The organism is Thioclava sp. IC9 (assembly GCF_002213225.1).
GTDB lineage: Bacteria > Pseudomonadota > Alphaproteobacteria > Rhodobacterales > Rhodobacteraceae > Thioclava > Thioclava nitratireducens.
The window spans coordinates 12388-31167 of the sequence record NZ_NBNX01000004.1 but is presented as its reverse complement, the minus strand read 5'-3'; the positions used below and the strand labels follow the sequence as shown (position 1 = coordinate 31167).

General features: G+C 65.5%; 19 protein-coding genes. 11 read left to right on the top strand and 8 right to left on the bottom strand.

Annotated elements, in window-relative coordinates; genetic code table 11:
- Positions 1–2: 2 nt before the first annotated feature.
- The 5 genes from ehuD (at position 3) to B6V76_RS11455 (ending at position 4519) form a co-directional block, all read left to right on the top strand.
- Positions 3–674 carry an ectoine/hydroxyectoine ABC transporter permease subunit EhuD gene (gene ehuD / locus B6V76_RS11475; RefSeq protein ID WP_075776644.1) on the top strand — a complete coding sequence of 224 codons (672 nt, stop codon included), beginning with the start codon at positions 3–5 and terminating at the stop codon, positions 672–674.
- Positions 674–1489, top strand: a complete 816-nt coding sequence (ehuA, locus tag B6V76_RS11470; RefSeq protein WP_088727496.1) for an ectoine/hydroxyectoine ABC transporter ATP-binding protein EhuA — start codon at positions 674–676, stop codon at positions 1487–1489. The genes ehuD and ehuA overlap by 1 nt, the downstream gene beginning before the upstream one ends.
- A 102-nt stretch (positions 1490–1591) precedes the next feature.
- On the top strand, positions 1592–2638 hold the full coding sequence (locus tag B6V76_RS11465; RefSeq protein WP_088727495.1) for a pyridoxal-phosphate dependent enzyme: 1047 nt from the start codon (positions 1592–1594) through the stop codon (positions 2636–2638).
- Positions 2631–3806 carry a Xaa-Pro peptidase family protein gene (locus B6V76_RS11460; RefSeq protein WP_088727494.1) on the top strand — a complete coding sequence of 392 codons (1176 nt, stop codon included), beginning with the start codon at positions 2631–2633 and terminating at the stop codon, positions 3804–3806. Before B6V76_RS11465 ends, B6V76_RS11460 begins: the two co-directional genes overlap by 8 nt.
- Positions 3806–4519 (top strand): aspartate/glutamate racemase family protein, encoded by a 714-nt coding sequence (locus tag B6V76_RS11455; protein WP_088727493.1) that lies wholly within the window; start codon positions 3806–3808, stop codon positions 4517–4519. Before B6V76_RS11460 ends, B6V76_RS11455 begins: the two co-directional genes overlap by 1 nt.
- Before the next feature lie 73 nt (positions 4520–4592).
- On the opposite strand, the gene B6V76_RS11450 is transcribed toward B6V76_RS11455, so the two are convergent.
- The 8 genes from B6V76_RS11450 to B6V76_RS11415 form a co-directional block, all read right to left on the bottom strand.
- A complete protein-coding gene (locus tag B6V76_RS11450; protein WP_088727492.1) occupies positions 4593–5810 on the bottom strand; it encodes an HlyD family efflux transporter periplasmic adaptor subunit in 1218 nt (405 codons plus the stop codon).
- Between the two features lie 3 nt (positions 5811–5813).
- Positions 5814–8177 (bottom strand): FtsX-like permease family protein, encoded by a 2364-nt coding sequence (locus B6V76_RS11445; protein ID WP_166504587.1) that lies wholly within the window; start codon positions 8175–8177, stop codon positions 5814–5816.
- A gap of 4 nt (positions 8178–8181) precedes the next feature.
- Complete coding sequence (locus B6V76_RS11440; protein ID WP_088720011.1) at positions 8182–8886, bottom strand: ABC transporter ATP-binding protein; 705 nt, start codon at positions 8884–8886, stop codon at positions 8182–8184.
- A 158-nt stretch (positions 8887–9044) separates the two neighbouring features.
- On the bottom strand, positions 9045–9539 hold the full coding sequence (locus B6V76_RS11435) for a hypothetical protein (protein WP_088727490.1): 495 nt from the start codon (positions 9537–9539) through the stop codon (positions 9045–9047).
- 145 nt (positions 9540–9684) lie between these two features.
- Positions 9685–10071 carry a DUF302 domain-containing protein gene (locus tag B6V76_RS11430; RefSeq protein WP_075776635.1) on the bottom strand — a complete coding sequence of 129 codons (387 nt, stop codon included), beginning with the start codon at positions 10069–10071 and terminating at the stop codon, positions 9685–9687.
- Positions 10072–10099: 28 nt separating this feature from the next.
- Complete coding sequence (locus B6V76_RS11425; RefSeq protein ID WP_088727489.1) at positions 10100–11485, bottom strand: MBL fold metallo-hydrolase; 1386 nt, start codon at positions 11483–11485, stop codon at positions 10100–10102.
- 233 nt (positions 11486–11718) lie between these two features.
- A complete protein-coding gene (locus B6V76_RS11420; protein WP_088727488.1) occupies positions 11719–13077 on the bottom strand; it encodes a HAMP domain-containing sensor histidine kinase in 1359 nt (452 codons plus the stop codon).
- Positions 13077–13751 carry a response regulator transcription factor gene (locus B6V76_RS11415; protein ID WP_075776632.1) on the bottom strand — a complete coding sequence of 225 codons (675 nt, stop codon included), beginning with the start codon at positions 13749–13751 and terminating at the stop codon, positions 13077–13079. The genes B6V76_RS11420 and B6V76_RS11415 overlap by 1 nt, the downstream gene beginning before the upstream one ends.
- 306 nt (positions 13752–14057) lie before the next feature.
- Here B6V76_RS11415 and B6V76_RS11410 point away from each other — a divergent pair, with 306 nt between their 5' ends.
- From B6V76_RS11410 to B6V76_RS11385, 6 genes are all read left to right on the top strand, one after another.
- Complete coding sequence (locus tag B6V76_RS11410; protein ID WP_141104914.1) at positions 14058–14534, top strand: hypothetical protein; 477 nt, start codon at positions 14058–14060, stop codon at positions 14532–14534.
- An 8-nt stretch (positions 14535–14542) separates the two neighbouring features.
- The gene (locus B6V76_RS11405) at positions 14543–15322 is read left to right on the top strand and encodes a hypothetical protein (RefSeq protein WP_088727486.1); all 780 of its coding nucleotides are present in this window, start codon (positions 14543–14545) and stop codon (positions 15320–15322) included.
- A gap of 175 nt (positions 15323–15497) precedes the next feature.
- A complete protein-coding gene (locus B6V76_RS11400) occupies positions 15498–16244 on the top strand; it encodes an ABC transporter ATP-binding protein (RefSeq protein WP_077701418.1) in 747 nt (248 codons plus the stop codon).
- On the top strand, positions 16241–17173 hold the full coding sequence (locus tag B6V76_RS11395; RefSeq protein WP_088723544.1) for an ABC transporter permease subunit: 933 nt from the start codon (positions 16241–16243) through the stop codon (positions 17171–17173). Before B6V76_RS11400 ends, B6V76_RS11395 begins: the two co-directional genes overlap by 4 nt.
- Entirely contained in the window at positions 17166–18149 is a 984-nt protein-coding gene (locus B6V76_RS11390; protein WP_088727485.1) for an ABC transporter permease, read from the top strand. Before B6V76_RS11395 ends, B6V76_RS11390 begins: the two co-directional genes overlap by 8 nt.
- 2 nt (positions 18150–18151) lie before the next feature.
- Positions 18152–18763, top strand: coding sequence for a hypothetical protein (locus B6V76_RS11385; protein ID WP_088727484.1), 612 nt, complete (start codon positions 18152–18154; stop codon positions 18761–18763).
- The last annotated feature ends 17 nt before the right edge of the window (positions 18764–18780 follow it).

The following is an 18780-nucleotide window of genomic DNA, read 5'->3' as shown; positions in this document are numbered from 1 at the left end:
CCATGGGGTTCAACTGGAACTGGGAATTCACTTGGGAAATCCTGCCCAAGCTGATGCATGCGACGCTCAACACGCTGATGGCGGCGGGGCTGGGCTATGCGATCGCGGTTGTGCTGGGCATGGTCTTCGCGCTGGCGCAGCGGACGCCCTACTGGGCGCTGACCAAGGTCGTTCGCGAATTCATCGAGTTCATCCGCTCGACCCCGCTGATCCTGCAGATCTTCTTCGTCTATTACGTCGGTCCGCAATTCGGCCTGAAGCTGGGGCCGTGGACGGCGGGCATGATCGCGATCGGTCTGCACTATTCGGCTTACCTGTCGGAGGTCTATCGCGGCGGTCTCGACGCGGTGCCGAAGGGCCAATGGGAGGCCTGCACCGCGCTGAACATGTCGACACGCGATACCTATTGGCGGATCGTGATCCCACAGGCCATCCCGCCCGCGCTGGCGGGGATGGGCAACTACCTCGTGGGGATCTTCAAGGACACGCCGATGCTCTCGGTGATCGGGGTGGCCGAACTGATGCACACAGCGAACGCGATCGGCTCGTCGAGCTATCGCTATCTCGAACCCTATACGCTGGTGGGGGTTATCTTCCTCGCCATCTCGCTTCCCACCGCTGCCCTGATCCGCGTCTTCGAGGATCGCGTGCGGCGTAAACTCGGATTGAAATGATGGAAAATCTTTCGAACTATCCGCTCGAACTGACGGGCGACGACGTGCCGATGGTGCGGTTCCTGAAAGTCACCAAGCGCTATGGCGATCTGGTGGTGCTCGACCAGCTCGATCTCGATGTGGCCGAGGGGGAAATGGTCACGATCATCGGCCCCTCCGGCTCGGGCAAGACGACCGTGCTGCGGATGCTGATGACGCTCGAGACGATCAACGAGGGCGTGATCTACGTGGACGGCAAGCCGCTGACCCATATGGAGAAGAACGGGAAGCTGGTGCCCGCGGACCGCAAGTATCTGCGCAAGGCCCGCAGTCAGATCGGCATGTGCTTCCAGCATTTCAATCTCTTCCCGCATATGACCGCGCTGGAGAATTGCATGGAAGGCCCGGTGCAGGTGCTGGGCATGAAGAAGGCCGAGGCGCGGGAACGGGCCGAGGAACTGCTGGAGCTTGTGGGCATGTCCGACAAGCGCGACCAGCACCCCTCGCGGCTCTCGGGCGGTCAACAGCAGCGCGTCGCGATCGCACGCGCGCTGGCAATGCGGCCCAAGGTGATGCTGTTCGACGAGGTGACCTCCGCGCTCGACCCGGAGGTGATCGGCGAGGTGACGAACGTGATCCGCTCGCTGGTGGAGAAGCACAATCTGACGATGCTGATGGTGACGCACCAGATGGGCTTCGCGAAGGACATCTCGGATCGGGTCTGCTTCTTCTATGACGGCAAGATCGAAGAGCAGGGCGCCCCCGACGATTTGTTCGGCAATCCGCAGAAAGAGCGCACGCAGCAATTCCTCTCGGCGGTGAAAGAGGCGGACTGACGCGCCTCACGATGTCGCGCAATGGTCTTTCTGAAATGGCCATTGCGTGCGCGGACGTCTCGTTGCCTTATGGGCGTGGTTCCATCGCAGCGAGGGTCCGACATGCCGATCACGATAGACAACCCTTGGCGCGGCGACGGGCTCGACCCGGACGGCGTCATGCCAATTGCCGATGCGGCGGGCGTGGCCAGCCTGCTTGCGCGCTGTCCGGCACATCACGAGACCCCGCTGCGCGCGGCGCCCGAGATCGCGCGGCTTGCCGGGGTCGGTGAGGTCTGGATCAAGGACGAGCGTGAGCGCATGGGGCTCGGCAGCTTCAAAGCGCTGGGCGCGGTCCATGCGATCGCCCGGGAGGCTGCGGCGCGAGCGGAGAGCGACGATCTTCAGACAGCTCTCGCCGGCGAGACCTATGTCGCGGCCAGCGCAGGCAATCATGGCCTGTCAGTCGCGGCAGGAGCGCGGATATTCGGCGCCCGCGCGATCATCTATCTCGCCGAGACCGTGCCTGAGGCCTTCGCCGCGCGGTTGGAGGCACGCGGGGCGGAGGTCGTCCGGGCGGGTGCGGAATACGAGGCCAGCATGCAAGCCGCCGAGCAGGCGGCTGCCGAGAATGGCTGGACCCTTTTGTCGGACAGCTCGTGGGAGGGCTATGTCGATCTGCCGCTGCGGGTGATGGAGGGTTACACCCAGCTTGCGGCGGAGGCCGTCGCGCAGATCCAAGCGCCGCCCACCCATATTCTGCTGCAGGCGGGCGTTGGTGGTCTCGCGGCAGCCGTCGCGGCTCATGCGCGGATGGTCTGGGGCGATGCGCCTCAGATTATCGTGGTCGAACCCGACGCGGCCCCCGCGCTGGTCGAGAGCATTCGCGCAGGCCATCTGGTGACCACGCAAGGGCCGGTCTCTGCGATGGGGCGGCTCGATTGCAAGACACCTTCGATGGTGGCGCTGGCGGGTTTGTCGCGCGATGCGGATGGCTTCGCCACGATCACCGAAGCCGAGGCGCAGTCCGGCGTCGATATCCTCGCCGCGCACGGGCTGGCCACGACGCCTTCGGGCGGGGCCGGGCTGGCGGCTCTGCTTGCCGGGCTGTCGCTGGGACCGGAGGCGCGCGTTCTCGCGATCCTCAGCGAAGGCCCCGAAGATGGCTGAGCGCTCGCTCATCTTCCCGGCCGAGGAGTTTCGCACCCGCGTCGCTCGCCTTCAGGCCGAGATGAGCGCACAGGATCTGGATGCGCTGTTCCTGACCTCGGCTGCGGATATCTTCTACGTCACAGGCTTTCTGACTCGGTTCTGGGAAAGCCCCGCGCGCCCGTGGTTCGTGATCGTTCCGGCCAGCGGTGCGCCGGTCGCGGTGATCCCCTCGATCGGGGCGGAACTGATGGGCCGCACCTGGATGACGCAGATCCGGTCATGGGATGCACCCGATCCGAGGGATGACGGCGTGAGCCTGCTTGCCGAGACGTTCTGCGATCTGCTGCCCGAGAGCGCGCGGATCGGCGTGCCGATGGGGTTGGAGACGCAGCTGCGGATGCCGCTCGCGGATTTCACGCGGCTTGGGGAGCGTATCGCGCCGCGCCGCTTCATCGACGGCACCGCCGCGATCCAGCGGGTGCGTGAAATCAAGAGCGCGGCGGAGATCGAGAAGATCCGCAGGGCCTGCGCCATCGCGGGTCGCGCTTTCGCCCGTGTGCCGGAATTCGCGGGGCGGGGGCGGCCGCTCGACGGGATATTCCGCGCCTTCCAGTCCGCGCTGCTGGAGGAAGGAGCCGATTGGGTCAGCTATGTCGCCGGGGCGTCGGGACCGTCGGGCTATGACGATGTGATCTCGCCTGCCGGGCCCGCGCCGCTGCAAGCGGGCGATGTGCTGATGCTGGATACCGGCGCGGTGCGCGACGGGTATTTCTGCGATTTCGATCGCAATTTCTCGGTCGGTCCGGCGTCGGATCCGGTGCGGCGCACCCATGCCGCGCTCTGGGAGGTGACCGAGGCGGCGATGGCGCTGCTGCGGCCCGGCATGCGGGCGCATGATGCGCATCGTCTGCTGGTCGAGGGGCTGGCGGCGCGCGGTATTGAGGCGGGCAGCGGACGCCTGGGCCACGGGCTGGGGATCACGCTGACCGAATGGCCCTCCTTCACCCCGCGCGACGACACCGAACTGCGCGAGGGCATGGTGCTGACGCTAGAACCCGGCGCGTGGGTCGAGCCTGCGCAGGGCCCGCGCCGCCTGTTGGTCCATGAGGAAAACATCGTCCTGCGCGCGACCGGGGCGGAGCTGCTGTCGCCGCGCGCGCCCGAAACCCTGCCGGAGCTGAGCTGATGGCCAATTTCCCCTATCGTCTTCGCGAAGACGCCACGCCCACGATGGGGCTGATCGTGCTGCGCGTGGACGAGACCATCGAGGACGAGTTCCGCCGCTACATCCCGCCGGACGACGCGCGGATGCATGTCACGCGCGTTCATTCCGGCGACGACCTGACCCCGTCGAGCATTGCCGAGATGGAGCGCGCTCTGAGCGGTGCTGCGGCGCTGCTGCCACCTGCGGCGAAGTTCGACGTGGTGGGTTATGGCTGCACCTCTGGCGCGGCGCTGATTGGGCCGGGCGAAGTGCGGGCGAATGTCATGGCGGGCGTCACGACGCGGCATGTGACCGATCCGCTGAGCGCCGCGTTGGCCGCGATTGCGGATCTGGGGCTGGAGCGGGTGGGGATCGTCTCGCCCTATGTCGCTTCGGTCGCGGAGCCTTTGCGGGCGGCCTTCGTCGCTGAAGGGATCACCGTCCCCGCGACGCTGTCTTTCGGCGAGGAAGCGGAAGCGCGGGTGGCGCGGATCGACCCAGCCTCTATCGCGGAGGCTGCGCGGAGCCTTGCGGGGCAGGCGCGTCTGGACGGGATTTTCCTGTCCTGCACCAACCTGCGCACGCAGGGGATCTTGCCGGGGTTGAGAGCGGAGCTCGGGACGCCGGTGCTCAGTTCGAACCAGGCGCTTGCGTGGCACATGCGAAAGCTCGCAGGAATCGCGGCGCTGGGATGAGACAGGGCAGTTGAATGGCTGGCCGGCCATCCGGTCGGTCGCGCGAGGGAATCAATGGTCCGCTACGGAGACGTCAGCCGCCGGACCTTGCCTCCACCGGCGCGCCATCTTCCAGCGTTTCGACCGGATAGAGCACGACACGGTCGCCTTCGCTCAGACCGTCCTGAAGCTCGGCATAGGTGCCGTTATCGGTCCCGACTTCCACGTTCACTTCCCGCGCGCGCCCGTCTTCGACCTTGAAGACAGCCCAGCCGGTGCCGCGCCGGAATAGCGCACTCGACGGCACCCGCAGCGCATCGGGGTTCTGCCAGACGACGATCCGCGCGGTCACCTGAAAACCATGGCCCAGCCCCGCCCGTTGCGCGGCATCGCCGGTGAAGGCGATGACCACGCCCACCCGTTGTTCCTCGACGCCCAAGGCCGACACCTTCGTGGTGCCTGACGGGTCGATGCGGACCACCTTGCCTTCGAGCACGTCCGGCCCGCCCCAATCGGTGATCTCCACCGGATCGCCGAGGCGTACGCGCACCGCATCGCGCGACAGAAGATCGGCCACCACCTCGAGCCCCTCCGAGATGTCGCCGATCTCCATGATCGGGGAGCCGGCCGAGAGCACGGTCTCGTTTTCCTGCAGGATTTGCAGCACGGTTCCGGTCGCGGGGGCATAAAGGGGGATCGGCTCGGCCCCGTCGCTGTTGCTCGCGGCGGCATCGTTCTGCAGCACGGATTTTGCGGAGGCCAGCGCTGCCTCGCGCATCGCGATGGCGGCTTTCGCGGCGGCTTCCTGTGCGGCGGCGTAATCGGCGTTGATCTGATCGCGGTCCAGCTTGGACTGGCTGATCGTGCCGGAAAGCGCGAGCCTCTGTGACCGCGCGAGATCGCTATCGGCCTGTTCGCGCATCGCGACGGCGGCGCGGTAATCGCCTTGAGCCGCGCTGAGCGCGGCCTGCGCTTCGGCGAGCGCGGCCTCTGCCTGTGCCCGGCTGCGGGCATCCAGAACGGCGGGCAGGGCGGGGCGCATCCGGGCGACGACTGTCTCGTTCGCGACGACCTGATCGCCGACATGGATATCGAGCCGCTGTAGCCTGCCGCTGACCGGCGTCGAGACCGTGTAGCTTTCGCTGACGCGGGTCCGGCCATCATCTTCAATGACGAGCTTCATCGGACCGCGCGTAACCTCGCCCATGTCGACGGTCTGCGGCTGCGGCCAGAGCAGCGCGGCGATAGCGCCCGCCGCGATCAGGCCGATCAGGATGAGAATGAGCCATCTGGTTCGGGGTTTTGGTGTCACGGGTCAGTCCCTCGCCTTGAGCGCCGAGATCATGTTCAACCGATCCAGCGCGCGGCGCAACATCAGGATCGAGGCCAGCGTCGCCGAGACTACGACCAGCACCGCGGTCGCGATGCTGGGTAGATCGAAGCTGACGCTGACCCGGTAGAGTTCATTGGAGAAAACCCGCGCGATCAACTGGGCAAGTGTCCAGCCGAACCAGATCCCGACCGGGAGCGCACAGGCCACGAGTACAGTGATCTCCCCGGCGAGGATCAGCGTCACTTCCCCGCGGGTGAAGCCCAGTACCCGCAGGCTCGCCAACTCATGCGCACGTTCGGAGAAGGCGTTGCGCGCGGCGTTGTAAACGATGCCGAAGCTCAGCACGAAGGCGATCGCGCCGAAGACGAAACGCATCTGCCCCGCGCCCTCGTCGGCAATCTCCCGGAACGCGGCGAGACTGTCGGATTTTATCGAGACGCCCGCGACCTTGGGGCGCGCGCGCAGCTCGTGCAGAAGCTCCGGCGACGGTGCACCTTGGGTACGGATCGAGACCGAGGTGATCCGGTCCGCCTCGCCCACGGCCCGGGTCAGCGAGTCGAGGCGCATATAGGCCGGAGCGCCCAGCAATGTGTCGGAGATCGCAGCGACGGGCAGCGAGAGGGTCCGCTTGCGGCCCTCGGTGACTTCGGCGGTGAGGTTTTCGCCCGGCTGAAGTTTCAGCACATCCGCGAGCCCCCGCGAGATCACGACGCCCTGCGCGGGCAGGGCGATCGGCTCCAGATCGGGCCGCAGCGCGCGATTGAGCTGCGCATCCTCCGACAGGCCGGTCAGTTCGCCGCGATGGGTGATGACGCCGTTGCGGAAGAGGACCGGCACGTAGCGCGTCGGCTCGGCCTCCAGCACGCCGGGAAGGTGCGCAATCTCATGTGTCACATCGCGCGAGACGGGGTGGATGAAGCTCACCGTCGCGTCGGAGCGGTCGGCAAAGCCGAAGGTGACGTCCATCGTGTGATCGAAGCCCGAATAGATCATCAGCATCGCCATGTTCAGCGCGAGGCCCGCGGCCACGCCCGCGATGGTGCCGAGGCTGCGTACAGGTTGCCGCGTGATCTGACGCAGGATCATCCGCCCAGGCTGGTCGAGGAACTTCGTGACGATCGCGAGGAAGCCGACCCGGCCATGGGTAAAATCGGCCGGGGCCGGGGGGCGCATCGCCTCGGCGGGTGTCAGGCGGAACACCGTGCGCAACGCGATCGCCGCCCCGAGCGCGGCGGCGATCAGCGAGAAGGCGAGGCCCCCGGCGAAGGGGCCGGGATGCATCGAGAAGACGAGGTAGGGGAATTTGTAGAATTCCATGTAGAGACCGGTCAGAGACCGCCCAAGCATCACGCCCAGAGCCGATCCGAGCAGCGCGCCGGCGAAGGCGATCATCAGTGCCATTTCGAGGTAATGGCCTGCGATCTCCGCCCCGCTGTGACCGAAGGCTTTCATCAGCCCGATCTCGCGCCGCTCGGCCTGCACGATACGTGTGATCGTCACGTTGAGCAGGAAGGCCGCAACTGCGAGAAAGATCGGTGGCAGGAACAGCCGCGACTGGCGCAGGCCCTTTAGTTCTTCCTCGATGAAGCGCGCAGAGGTCTGCTGATCCTGAACGAAGCCCGCGCCGCCGCCATAGGGCGCCATCAGCCTGTCGAGATCGGCGAGCACCGCCTTGCGCGGCCGCTCGCGCGTGGTGAGCGCCAGCACCTCGTTGAACGCCCCGTCGAGATCGAGCACGGCGGCCGCTGCCTTGCGCTCCATCCAGATCACGGCGAAGCGACCGTCGTTGGGAAAGAATTCGCCCGGCGCGGGCATGAACAGGAACTCCGGCGCGCGGGCGAAACCGACGACCTGCAAGCGCTGGTGACGGCCCTCGACGGTGACGCCGAGCGTATCGCCAAGCGCGATCCCGCGCGCGGCTGCGAATGTGTCGAGCAGCACGACCTCGTCGCTGCGCCCCGCGATCGGCTTCCGGCCCGCCGTCATCAGGATACCGTTGAGGCCTGCGGGGCCGGGTAGCGACAGGACACGCGCCTGTATCGGCTCGCCCCCGTCCGCATCGATCCGGCCGAAACCGCTGACTCGCCCTTCGGCGGCCAGCACGCCGGGAATCGCGTTGACTTGTTCCATCATCGAGCTGGGCGCGCGGGTGAGCGGCTCGAAGACCTGCGCAAGCCGGTGCCGCTCGAAATAGGCGTCGCGGGTGACGGTGAGCGTATCCGTCAGCCCCGCCATCATCACCTGTACCATCACGCCCAGAGCGACGACCGCCGAGATCGCCAGCGCCTGCGCCCGGATTCGCCAGAGGTCGCGGAAGAGCTTGCGATGGAGAACGGTCAGGGCCATCGGCTTACCATTCGATCTCGGCGGGATCGGCGCGGGTCTCGTTGACGATCGTCTCGCGCAGCTGGCCATCGGTGAAATGCAGCACACGATGCGCCATCGCCGCCGTCGCCGCCGCATGGGTGACGATCAGAACGGTCGTTCCCAGCTCGCGGTTCACATCGTTGAGCACCTGCAGCACGCGCCGCCCCGTCATACTGTCGAGCGCCCCGGTCGGCTCGTCGCAAAACAGCACCGCCGGACGCTTCGCGATGGCCCGCGCGATGGCGACGCGCTGCTGCTCGCCGCCTGACATCTGCGCCGGGAAATGGTCGAGTCGTCCCTCCAGCCCGACCAGCCGCAGCGCTTCGCCCGCGTCCATCGGATCGTGCGAAATCTCGGTCACCAGATCGACATTCTCGCGCGCGGTGAGGCTGGGCATCAGGTTGTAGAACTGGAAGACGAAACCGACATGGCTGCGCCGGTATTGCGTCAGCGCCCGGTCGGACATTTCGGTCAGGTTCTGATCGCCGAACCACGCCTGGCCCGAGCTTGGTCTGTCGAGCCCGCCGATGATGTTGAGAAAGGTGGATTTGCCGCTGCCCGAAGGTCCGAGCAGCACGACGACCTCGCTGCGCGGAATTTCCAGGGTCACGTCTTTGAGGGCGTGGACCGCGGCTGGTCCCTCGCCATAGGTTTTCGACAATGCTTCGGTGCGAAAGGCAGGCTGCACGCTCGGCCTCTTCAAACAGATTGGGCGCGTCACCCGTCCCGGATCAGATCACAGCTTCTTCAGGCAGTCAAAATTTGTCGAGGCTGAGGGAGAGTTGAGGGCGTCCGCGTGGTGTTCGCGCCTCACCGGTCGAAGGCGACGTTTCCGTTCGTCGGGCGTCACGCGCTGAGGCCGTGGACGAAGAGATCAATCTCCAGCGCCAGACCGAATTCGAATTCGTTGAGTTCGGGGCCAGTCCATTGATGCTCTTCGAGATGGTCGAGGAAGTCGCGGCGTTTGCGTTCTTCGTCCGGTCCCAGCGACAGGGTCTCGGCAGCGCGCAGCAGGTCGATCCGCTTGTGGACCTCGCACATGGCGGAGAAGGCTTCCATCATCACCGCTGCCAGACGCGGTTCCTCCTGCCACGACTGGCCGCCGAAGACCTCCTGCACGACCCGATTGCCGGAGCCGAGGCAATCATAGGCGACGCAGCCTGCCATGCCTTTCTGGGTCAGTTTGTCGTGAATCGAGCAATCGTGCCCGCAAAGGTTCCGGCAGGGCTCTCCGGGGTTCTTGCTGAAGGCGAAATCCTTGCCCTTGTCGAAGGACAGCACCACGCAACAGAGCGCCGCGCATTGGGAACAGTCGGTCTTGAGGCGGTCGGTCCGGGGCATACTGGCCTTCGCTTGGCTTGACCTCTCAGCGAGGTCGTCGGGCCGTCGTATCCCGCGAAACGGGCCTGAAATGCAAGGGGCCCCGGGGGGGGCGTAACGCGAAGCTCCGGCAGCGGACAGTGGTCCGCCGCCGGGCCGGTTCAGCTCAAATCGCCTCGATCGCCTTTGCCAGCATGTCGCGCACGTCGCCTGCGACCGATTTCAACCGGGGGTTGTCGATCGCCATCATCGAGGCCGCCGGGTCGATCGCGCAGACGAGGATATCCGCGCCGTCCTGCCGCAAAATGACGTTGCAGGGCAGCATCGCGCCGACGTTCGGCTCCAGCTGGATCGCCTGATGCGCCATCTTCGGGTTGCAGGCGCCGAGGATCATGTAGCCGGCCATGTCCTCATCCAGCTTCTTCTTCATCGTGGCCTGCACGTCGATTTCGGTGAGCACGCCGAAGCCCTGCTCCTTGAGGGCCTCGCGCGTCCGGGTGTCGGCCTCTTCCAGCGTGGTATTGGTGAGGCGTTTGTCGATGGTGTAGCTCATTGTCTTGGATCCTCTGATGTTGAGCGGTTCAGGATTCGACCGGGTAGTCCTGCGCGGACCATGCGCCGAAGCTGCCCGGCACCGCGGAGACGTTCTTGAACCCCGCGCGGTGCAGCAGGCTCGCAGCGACGCTGGCGCGGTAGCCGCCCTGACAATACACCGCATAGTCGGTGGAACGGTCGAGTTCGTCCATCTCGTCTTCGAGCGTGCCGAGGAAATGGTGGAGCGCGCCGGGGATACGGCCGCCGTCCCATTCCTCGTCCTTGCGCACGTCGAGCGGGGTCAGATCGCTGCCCTTCAGTTCCTGCACGGTGACCTGCGGGATATGCGCGAGCGGTCGTCCGGAGGTGCGCCATGCCGAAATGCCGCCATTTAGATAGCCCGCGAATTTCGTGAAGCCGACGCGCCAGAGCCGCAGCACGGCCTCGTCGATCTCGGCACTCGTTTCGCTAACAAGCGCAATCGGCTTGTCGGGATCGAGCATCCATCCGGCCCAGACCGACAGGATCGGCTGCAGCCCGATATTGAGCGAGCCTTCGATGAAGCCGCCGCCAAAGGCGAGCATGTCGCGGATATCGACCAGTTGCACGTCCTTGTCGGCGATAAGCGCCTCGAACTCCTCCGGGGTCTTGCCGATGCAGCGCGGCAAACCGTGCATTACCTCGGGGCCCGCCGCATTGACCTTCTTGAGGCGCGGGTAATGCGTGGGCACCGGCGGAGCGTCCTTCGTCATCGCCTCCTTGAAGGCCTCGAGATCGGTGATCCGGGCATATTGGTTATGGGCTTTCTCATAGGCGATGCTCGTAGACATCCGGTCGCCGATATTCGGCCCGCAGGCCGAGCCCGCGCCGTGGCAGGGATAGACCAGAACGCCCTCGGGCAGCTGCATGTAGAAATCCTGCGTGGTGCGGAACAGCGCCTCGGTCAGTTCCTCGGTCTTGTCGTCGCCCAGGAGGTCGGGGCGGCCGACCGAATCCACAAAGAAGGAATCCCCGCTGAGCACGCCCCATGGGTCGTCATTGTCCTTCTCGTAGAGCAGGAAGGAGACGTGTTCGGGCGTGTGACCCGGGGTGTGCCGCGTCTCGAGCGTGAGTTGCCCGAAGCTGAACTTGTCGCCGTCGCGGATGCCCTCATGCTCGAAATCATATTCGGCGCCGCCCTCGACGCTGACGCAAAGCTTGGGTTCTCCATCCAGCCGCGCCACCAATTCGCGCGCGCCTGACAGGAAGTCGGCGTGGATATGGGTCTCGAATACATGGGTGATCGTCAGTCCGAGCGCCTTCGCGCGCTCGATATAGATATCGCAATCGGGGCGGGGATCGACGACGGCGGCGGTGCCGCTGCCAGTGTCGCCCAACAGGTAGGAGCACTGGGCGATCCCTTCCGCGAGAATCTGTTCAAAACGCATGGTCATGTCATCTGCCTCCGAATTTCCGTCAGTTCGGGATTGCGGAAGGAATGCGCGGGGGGCGGTTCATGTTCCAAAAATTGAATATGTGTCCTGCCGGGCAGGCATAAAGTTGCGATAGGAGCGTGACCCCATTCCCAGAACCACGCGCGCTCATCGCTCAGAGGCCCGAGAGAGCGGGTGATTGATCGCCCCTTTCGCCTGCCCGGGGGGCCGGAGCTTGCTCGCAGCGAGAGGCATCAAGGTTTCGGAAAGCGTATGTCCACTCGCAGACCGCGCTCGAGGTTCTGCAGGCGCAGCTCACCGCCATGAATCTGGGCGATGGCGTCGACGAGGCTCAGGCCCAATCCGCTGCCCTGCGTGTTTCGGCTCCGGTCGAGGCGCACGAAACGTTCGCGCACCCGTGCCAGATCTCGATCCGGGATACCGGGGCCGTTATCGGTGACGCTCAATGTGATGTGATGGCGGGTCTCATGCACGCCGATCGAGACCCGTGCCGGGGACGGGCTGTAGCGAAGCGCGTTGTCCACGAGGTTCACGAGCGCCTGGAACAGAAGCTCGCGGTCGCCTTCGATCCGGACGTCTTCGGGCAGATCGAGCGCCAGTTCCTGCCCTGCATCCTCCGCGCCAGCGCCGAGCATCTCCGCCACATCCTGACAGAGCTGCGTGAGGTCGATCGAGGCGCGCGTGATCTCGACCATTCCGGCTTGCATCCGGGACAGGCGCAGGATCGCGTCGAAGGTTTCCGAGACCTGATCGAGATCGCTCAGCGCTTTTCCGATTTCGCCGCGCTGCGCCAGCGGCAGCGACGAATCCAGCGCCACCGGCTCCAGCCGCAGCCGCAGTCGGGCGAGCGGCGCGCGCAGGTCATGGGCGACATCGGTCGAGACCTGCCGGATCGACGCGATCCCCGCCTCCAGTTGATCGAGCGCCTGATCCACGCTTTGCGCAAGACGCGCCACGTCGTCATCGCCTTCGTCGCGGATACGCAACCCTTGGCGACCTTCGCCCACCGCGTGCAGGACCTGCTCCATCCGGTCGATGCGCACCTCGTTGCGGCGCGCGATGAAGACCGCGAAGCTGATCGACAGCAGAAGCGCGAGCCCGAGGCCCCAGCCGAAACTGGTGGCGAGGATTTCGCCCTGCTCGCGGAGCCACGCATCGTCGCGCCCCGTCATCAGCCAGCCCGAGGGGAGCCGCATCCCGAAGGTGACATAGCCCTCCGGGACATTCGCGCCGGGCGGATCGAGGAGCGTTAGGTCGGATCCCGGTTCGAGATGGCGCGCCCCTTCGAACTGGCTTGCGACGCGGACATTGCCAAGCGGTTCGGAGCCATCGGCCGGCACGAAGGTCACGATATTCGCGCCGTCGCGACTCGTCGTCATCCGCGCCGAGATCTGCTCGCTCAGGTCCTGCAAGTCGGCGCCGCGGGCAGAGAGGGCGAGCGCCTCGGTATCGGCGCGCACCTCGCCTTCGAGGCGGCGGCTCATTTCCTTGGATTGTAGCGTGTAGGAGACCCCGCCCGCGACCAGTGCGGCAAAAGCGAAGACCGTCGAGATCGCGATGGCGAAGCGCATCGACCAAGTGAATGCACGCATCACGAGGCCTCGAACACGTAACCGATCCCATGCAGCGTCGTTAGGTAGGGGGTCGCGAAAGGCTTGTCGATCTTGCCGCGCAGACGGCTGATATGAGTCTCGACGACGCTGCTTTTCGGGTCGAAATGAATGTCCCAGATCGCCTCCAGCAGGATCGTCTTGGTCTGCACCCGGCCGGGACGTTCCATGAAGTGCTTCAGAAGCATGAATTCCCGCGGCTGCAATTCGATGCACTGGCCTTCGCGCCACGCCTCCCGGGCGAGCAGGTCGAGGCGCAGATCGCCCTGCACCAGTTCGGTCACCTCTGCCTTGAGGGCAGGGCGGCGCGCGATCGTGTCGATCCGCGCGAGCAGTTCGACGAAAGCGAAAGGCTTGACCATGTAGTCATCGGCCCCTGCGCGCAGCCCGGCGACGCGATCTTCGACGCTGCCCATCGCGGTGAGCAGAATCGCGGGCGTGGCGATCTGCGCGGCGCGCAACGCCTTGAGCAGGGCCAGCCCATCGAGCCCCGGCATCATCCGGTCGAAGATGAACAGGTCGTAGCTCTGCGCGGTGGCTTGGGTCAGCGCTTCGCGCCCGTCGCGGAGCAGGTCGACGGCATGACCTTCACCGGTCAGCCCCTTGCGCAGGTAGTCGCCGGTCTCGGCATCGTCTTCGGCAATCAGGATCTTCATCGCACCATCTTTCGATAACGGACCGGCATTGTCACGGTCGGCCCCGCTACGCCTGTGCGATTTCTTACAAATTCGTAAGACGGGAGCAAAACGCTTCGTCCTTCTGCAGGCGATTGCTGGCGGCATCGGTGCGGATGCATCGCAAGCAATGAGGACCTTATGCGAAACCTGCTTCTTTCCGCCGCGCTCATCGCGGTGCCGGTCGCGTCATTTTCAATGGTCGAAATGGCCATGAATACGGGAGGGCCGGGCGCTTCCGCGGCGCAAGCTGCAAGCCTCGGCGATATGAGCCCTTACGAGACGATCGTGAGCGATACACAGACGCTTGCCAAGAAAGGCGAGTTCACCGCTGCGGAGAAACGCATCACCGATCTGGAGACCCTTTGGGACAAGAACGCGGCCAAGCTGCGCAAGGCCGATCCTTCCGCTTGGGGCGTGATCGACGGTGCGGCGGACAAGGCTTTCGCCGCGCTGCGCACGAAGTCGCCAGATTCGAAAACCGTGATGGAGAGCCTTAACGGCTTGCAGACCGCGCTTGCCGATCCGGTGCCCTCGGAAGTCGGGGCTGTGCAGAAAGTCGCGGGCATCGCGGTGACCGACAAGACCGGCCATGCGCTGCCCTGCGAGGCGATGATCGGGCAGTTGCGCGACACGCTCGGCGGCAAAACCGCGCCGCAAGCGGTCTCCGATCTTCAGGCGAAAGCGCTCGAGCGCTGCAACGCCGACGACGATACCCGCGCCGATGCGTTCTCGGCGCAGGCGTTGGCAATGCTGAACGACTGAGGCGCAACATGAGCTATCAACAGACTTTCATCTACCCCGACGAAGAGTTGACCAACCCGGTCAGCCGCGTTCCCGAGGTCACGCCGGGCTTTTGGCTCATCAAACTGATGGCGGTGACGATGGGCGAGACGGCGGCCGACTTTCTGGCCGTCAATCTCGGTCTCGGCCTGACCGCGACGACGATCCTTATGACTGCGATCCTCGCCTTGGTGATCCGCTGGCAATTCGCGCAGCGCCGCTACGTGCCTGCAGTCTACTGGTCGGCGGTGGTGCTGATCTCGATCGTGGGGACGCTGATCACCGACAACATGACCGACAATCTCGGGATTCCGCTGATCGACTCGACGATCGGGTTCACGATCCTGCTGGGCGCGACCTTCGCGGCGTGGTTCGCCTCCGAGCGCACGCTCTCGATCCACCAAATCTACACGGCCCGGCGCGAAGGGTTCTACTGGCTCGCGATCCTGTTCACCTTCGCGCTCGGCACGGCGGTCGGCGATCTGATCTCCGAGCAGTTCGGGATAGGCTATCTCGCGACCGGCATCCTCTTCGGGTTGATCATCGCGTCGCTCACCGTGGGGTATGTCACCTTCAATCTGGGCGGGCTCTGGGCGTTCTGGCTCTGCTATATCTTCACCCGCCCGCTGGGTGCGTCCTTCGGCGATCTTCTCTCGCAACCGACCGATTATGGCGGGCTGGGCTTCGGCACCATTCCCACCAGCCTCGGTTTCCTTGCCGTCATCGCAATCACCGTCGCCGCGATGACCGTGAAACGCAGGCGCATCTGATTCCCTTTCCAGATCGTACGCCGCGTGGCCCTCCGTCCCGTCCGTCCGGGGCGGAGGGTTTTTCGTCTGGGCCAAGCCGGTAATCCAGCTTCTCACCGATTTGTAAGAAACTGTCGAAGTCGATCCGGATCGCGACGGGCAATTTCCTCTCAACATCAAAAGGAGGTGCCCAGAGATGCAAACAGACACACTGGCCGTGAGCACGCGGGGACTTACCCTGCGCTACGGCGATTTCACCGCGCTCCAGCCGCTCGATCTCGATATCGGACGTGGCGAGATCTTCGGATTTCTCGGCCATAACGGCGCGGGCAAGACCACGACGATCCGGCTACTGACGACGCTCATGGAGCCCAGCGGCGGCACGGCGAGCGTTGCCGGGTGTGACCTCGCGCATAACCGCATCGCGCTGCGCCGCGCCATCGGCTACCTGCCCGAGAACGTCCGCCTCTACGACACGCTCACCACGCGCGAGAACCTGCGCTTCTTCGCGGCGCTCTCGCGGATCGAGGATGCCCGCGACCGCGTCGAGGAGGTGATGGAGTTCCTTGGCATCACCGATCTCGCCGACCGCCGGATCGCGACCTTCTCCAAGGGGATGCGCCAGCGGGTCGGACTGGCCCAGGCCATCGTGCACCGCCCGCAGGTCCTGTTCCTCGACGAGCCGACCTCGGGGCTCGACCCGATGGGGGTGCGCCAGCTGCGCGAGGTGCTCGAGCGGCTGAACGCGCAGGGCATGACGATCTTCATGAACACCCACCTGCTGAGCGAGGTGGCGCGGTCGTGTTCCTCCATCGGCGTGCTCTCGCATGGGCAGCTGGTCTTCCACGACACGATCGAGACGGTGAACGCGCGCTACGGCTCGGAAGAGGCCCTCGAGGAGCTTTACCTCTCGGTGGTGCCGGATCGCGAGGTCGCGGCATGACACCTTCCACGATCCTGCGCCGCCACGCGCTTGCCGCGCTTGCACGCGAGCGGACGATCGCGCTGGTGGCCGCGCTGTTCGCCGCGCTGGTGCTGGTCTCGGCCTATCTCGGCTGGTCCGCGACCTCGACGGTCGACGCGATTTATGCCAGCGCCACGCATTGGTTCGAAGCCAATGGCAAGCCGGTACCGCCAAACCCGGTTACGCAAGGCTCACCGCTGGCGCTGCTGCGCAACCTCACGATCTATATCAGCCTGATCGGCGCCTTTTCGGCCATCGTGATCGGCTACCGGATGGTCGAGACCGACCGCCGGGCCGGCGTGCTGCCGCTGATCGGCGCGCGCCCGCTGGAGCGGCTCGATTACGCGCGAGGCAAGGTCTCGGCACTCGCTCTGGCCGTCGGCGGACTGGCCGCGCTTGCGGGCGTAGTGGGCGCCGCGACCCTCGTCATCCTGCCTTCGGTGCATCTCGCCTCAGGGGATTGGGCGCGGCTGGCTGCGTTCTTCTCTCTGGGCTGGCTCTACATGATGACCTTCGGGCTGATCGCGATCGGTGCTTCGGCGCGGGCGCGCAGCGAAACCGTGGGTCTGATGGTGCCGACGGTGGTGTGGCTGGTGCTGACCTTCGTCTGGCCTGCGCTGACCGGAAACATCCTGCCCACCGCTGCGATCAACCCGATCTCGGCCCTCGCACCCGCCCCGCAATCCGCGATCTTCGACCTCTCCGCAAACCTGCTCGGGCCGTTCTCGCTGGCCGAAGCCTACAAGTATCTCGGAGCGGAGCTGATGGGTTACCTGCCCGACGGTCTGCCGCCGCGCGGTCCCGTGCCGCCGCTGGTCGTGATGATGCTCTTCGCTGCGGGCTCCGGCCTCTATGCGCTGCGCGGCTGCCTCAAGCTCGACATGACGAAGGGAGGCCCCGATGCCTGATCTCTCCGCAATCTCCACCATTGCGCTCAAGGACGCGCGGATCGCGCTGCGCGACCGTTTCCTGCTCGCCGCGACTCTGGCGCTCGTCGCCGCCGCGCTGATCTCGCTGATCACCGGGACGGTCGCGATGCGCACCGATGTCGCCACCTACATGGCCGCGAAACAGCAGCTGCTGGCGCTCGGCAAAAGCCTCGGTTCGATCGCGGCGCCCGAGTTCTATCCGCTGAAGCTGATGCGCGGGACGATCGAGCAGATTGAGATCATGGGCGCCGTGATCGCGCTGATCGCGGGCTACCGCGCCGCCGTCGAAGAGCGCGGACGCCAGACGTTGGCGCTGATCCTGACGCGGCCGCTCTCGAACTGGCAGTTCCTCGCCGCGAAGCTGCTGGGCGGGGCCGGGCTGATGGGGGCGGCGCTGGCTTGCGTCTTCGCGCTCTGCGCAGTGGTGCTCGCGCTCGGTTCGGGCATCGGGATCGGGGCGAATGACCTCTTGCGCCTTGCGATCACCTGGGGGGCTTCGACGCTCTATCTTAGCGCGATCTTTGCGGTGGGCTTCGGGCTGAGCCTCTGGCTGAAAAGCCCGGCGAGCGGGCTGCTCTACGCCTTCGCGCTGTGGCTGCTGGTGGTCCTCGTCGCGCCGCAGATCGGCGATACTATGGACCCCGATAACCAGGTCGCAGGCGGCGTCTTCGCGCAGCTTTCGATCCCGAAGGCCGAGCAGACCAAGATCAAGCAGGGCTTCGCCACCTACGAAACCATCCGCAACGGGATCGAGGTCTCGTCCGTGACCAAGCATTACGAGCGCTTCACCTTCGCGGTGCTCGGAATCAAGGACATCTACACCGGCAAAGCGCTCGGGCCGATCTGGGCCGACAAGAAGGGCGATGCCTGGTTCCTCATTCTCTTCACCCTCGGTCTCGGCGGGCTCGTCCTGCTGCGTCCGATCCGTGCCGACCGTCTGACCAAGGAGACCTGACGATGAACAAGACGCTTTCCACCCTCACCGTGCTGCTGATGCTCGCCGCTGGCGGCGCCCAGGCCGCGCAGACCGATACCGACAAGGATGGCGTGCCCGACATGGCCGAACCGCTGCTGCACACCGATCCGCAAAACCCCGATACCGATGGTGACGGGCAGAACGATCTGGCCGACAAGGACCCGGTGGTCGCGCAAAGCCCGATCCAGCCCAGTGGCACTGCCGCGCCGTTCCATATCGGAGAGTTGCTGGTCGAGAACAACGTCGATCCCGCGACCCATACGGACGCGCCCGATCACCTCGAGATCCAGCTGGTCAATGACAGTGCCAAACCGCTGAGGGGCTTCACCCTCTTCTACACCATCACCGACGCCGATAGCGGCGCGAAGGAGGCCTATATCCTGCACCCCGACGTGACCGTTCCCGCCAATGGCTCGGCCCGCATCCATGTCGATGACAGCGGCAAGCCGGGGCATCTGCGGGCGAACCCGAACTCGATCTACACCACTGCGCAATCCGCGAAACAGGTCGAGGTGAGCCTGCAGCTTCCGGGCACTGCCGCGGTGACGCAGGGTGTCAAGAAAGACGCCGGCGGCGCCGAGCAGGCGGATTGATCGCCAACCATCGCAGA

What these genes read in the sequence shown, in the direction of transcription:
- B6V76_RS11455 (WP_088727493.1), top strand. Translation starts at nt 3,806, where the DNA reads ATGGCCAATTTCCCCTATCGTCTTCGCGAAGACGCCACGCCCACGATG.
- B6V76_RS11465 (WP_088727495.1), top strand. Translation starts at nt 1,592, where the DNA reads ATGCCGATCACGATAGACAACCCTTGGCGCGGCGACGGGCTCGACCCG.
- B6V76_RS11400 (WP_077701418.1), top strand. Translation starts at nt 15,498, where the DNA reads ATGCAAACAGACACACTGGCCGTGAGCACGCGGGGACTTACCCTGCGC.
- B6V76_RS11460 (WP_088727494.1), top strand. Translation starts at nt 2,631, where the DNA reads ATGGCTGAGCGCTCGCTCATCTTCCCGGCCGAGGAGTTTCGCACCCGC.
- B6V76_RS11415 (WP_075776632.1), bottom strand. Translation starts at nt 13,751, where the DNA reads ATGAAGATCCTGATTGCCGAAGACGATGCCGAGACCGGCGACTACCTG.
- B6V76_RS11425 (WP_088727489.1), bottom strand. Translation starts at nt 11,485, where the DNA reads ATGACCATGCGTTTTGAACAGATTCTCGCGGAAGGGATCGCCCAGTGC.
- B6V76_RS11405 (WP_088727486.1), top strand. Translation starts at nt 14,543, where the DNA reads ATGAGCTATCAACAGACTTTCATCTACCCCGACGAAGAGTTGACCAAC.
- B6V76_RS11390 (WP_088727485.1), top strand. Translation starts at nt 17,166, where the DNA reads ATGCCTGATCTCTCCGCAATCTCCACCATTGCGCTCAAGGACGCGCGG.
- ehuA (WP_088727496.1), top strand. Translation starts at nt 674, where the DNA reads ATGGAAAATCTTTCGAACTATCCGCTCGAACTGACGGGCGACGACGTG.
- B6V76_RS11395 (WP_088723544.1), top strand. Translation starts at nt 16,241, where the DNA reads ATGACACCTTCCACGATCCTGCGCCGCCACGCGCTTGCCGCGCTTGCA.
- B6V76_RS11435 (WP_088727490.1), bottom strand. Translation starts at nt 9,539, where the DNA reads ATGCCCCGGACCGACCGCCTCAAGACCGACTGTTCCCAATGCGCGGCG.
- B6V76_RS11385 (WP_088727484.1), top strand. Translation starts at nt 18,152, where the DNA reads ATGAACAAGACGCTTTCCACCCTCACCGTGCTGCTGATGCTCGCCGCT.
- ehuD (WP_075776644.1), top strand. Translation starts at nt 3, where the DNA reads ATGGGGTTCAACTGGAACTGGGAATTCACTTGGGAAATCCTGCCCAAG.
- B6V76_RS11430 (WP_075776635.1), bottom strand. Translation starts at nt 10,071, where the DNA reads ATGAGCTACACCATCGACAAACGCCTCACCAATACCACGCTGGAAGAG.
- B6V76_RS11445 (WP_166504587.1), bottom strand. Translation starts at nt 8,177, where the DNA reads ATGGCCCTGACCGTTCTCCATCGCAAGCTCTTCCGCGACCTCTGGCGA.
- B6V76_RS11420 (WP_088727488.1), bottom strand. Translation starts at nt 13,077, where the DNA reads ATGCGTGCATTCACTTGGTCGATGCGCTTCGCCATCGCGATCTCGACG.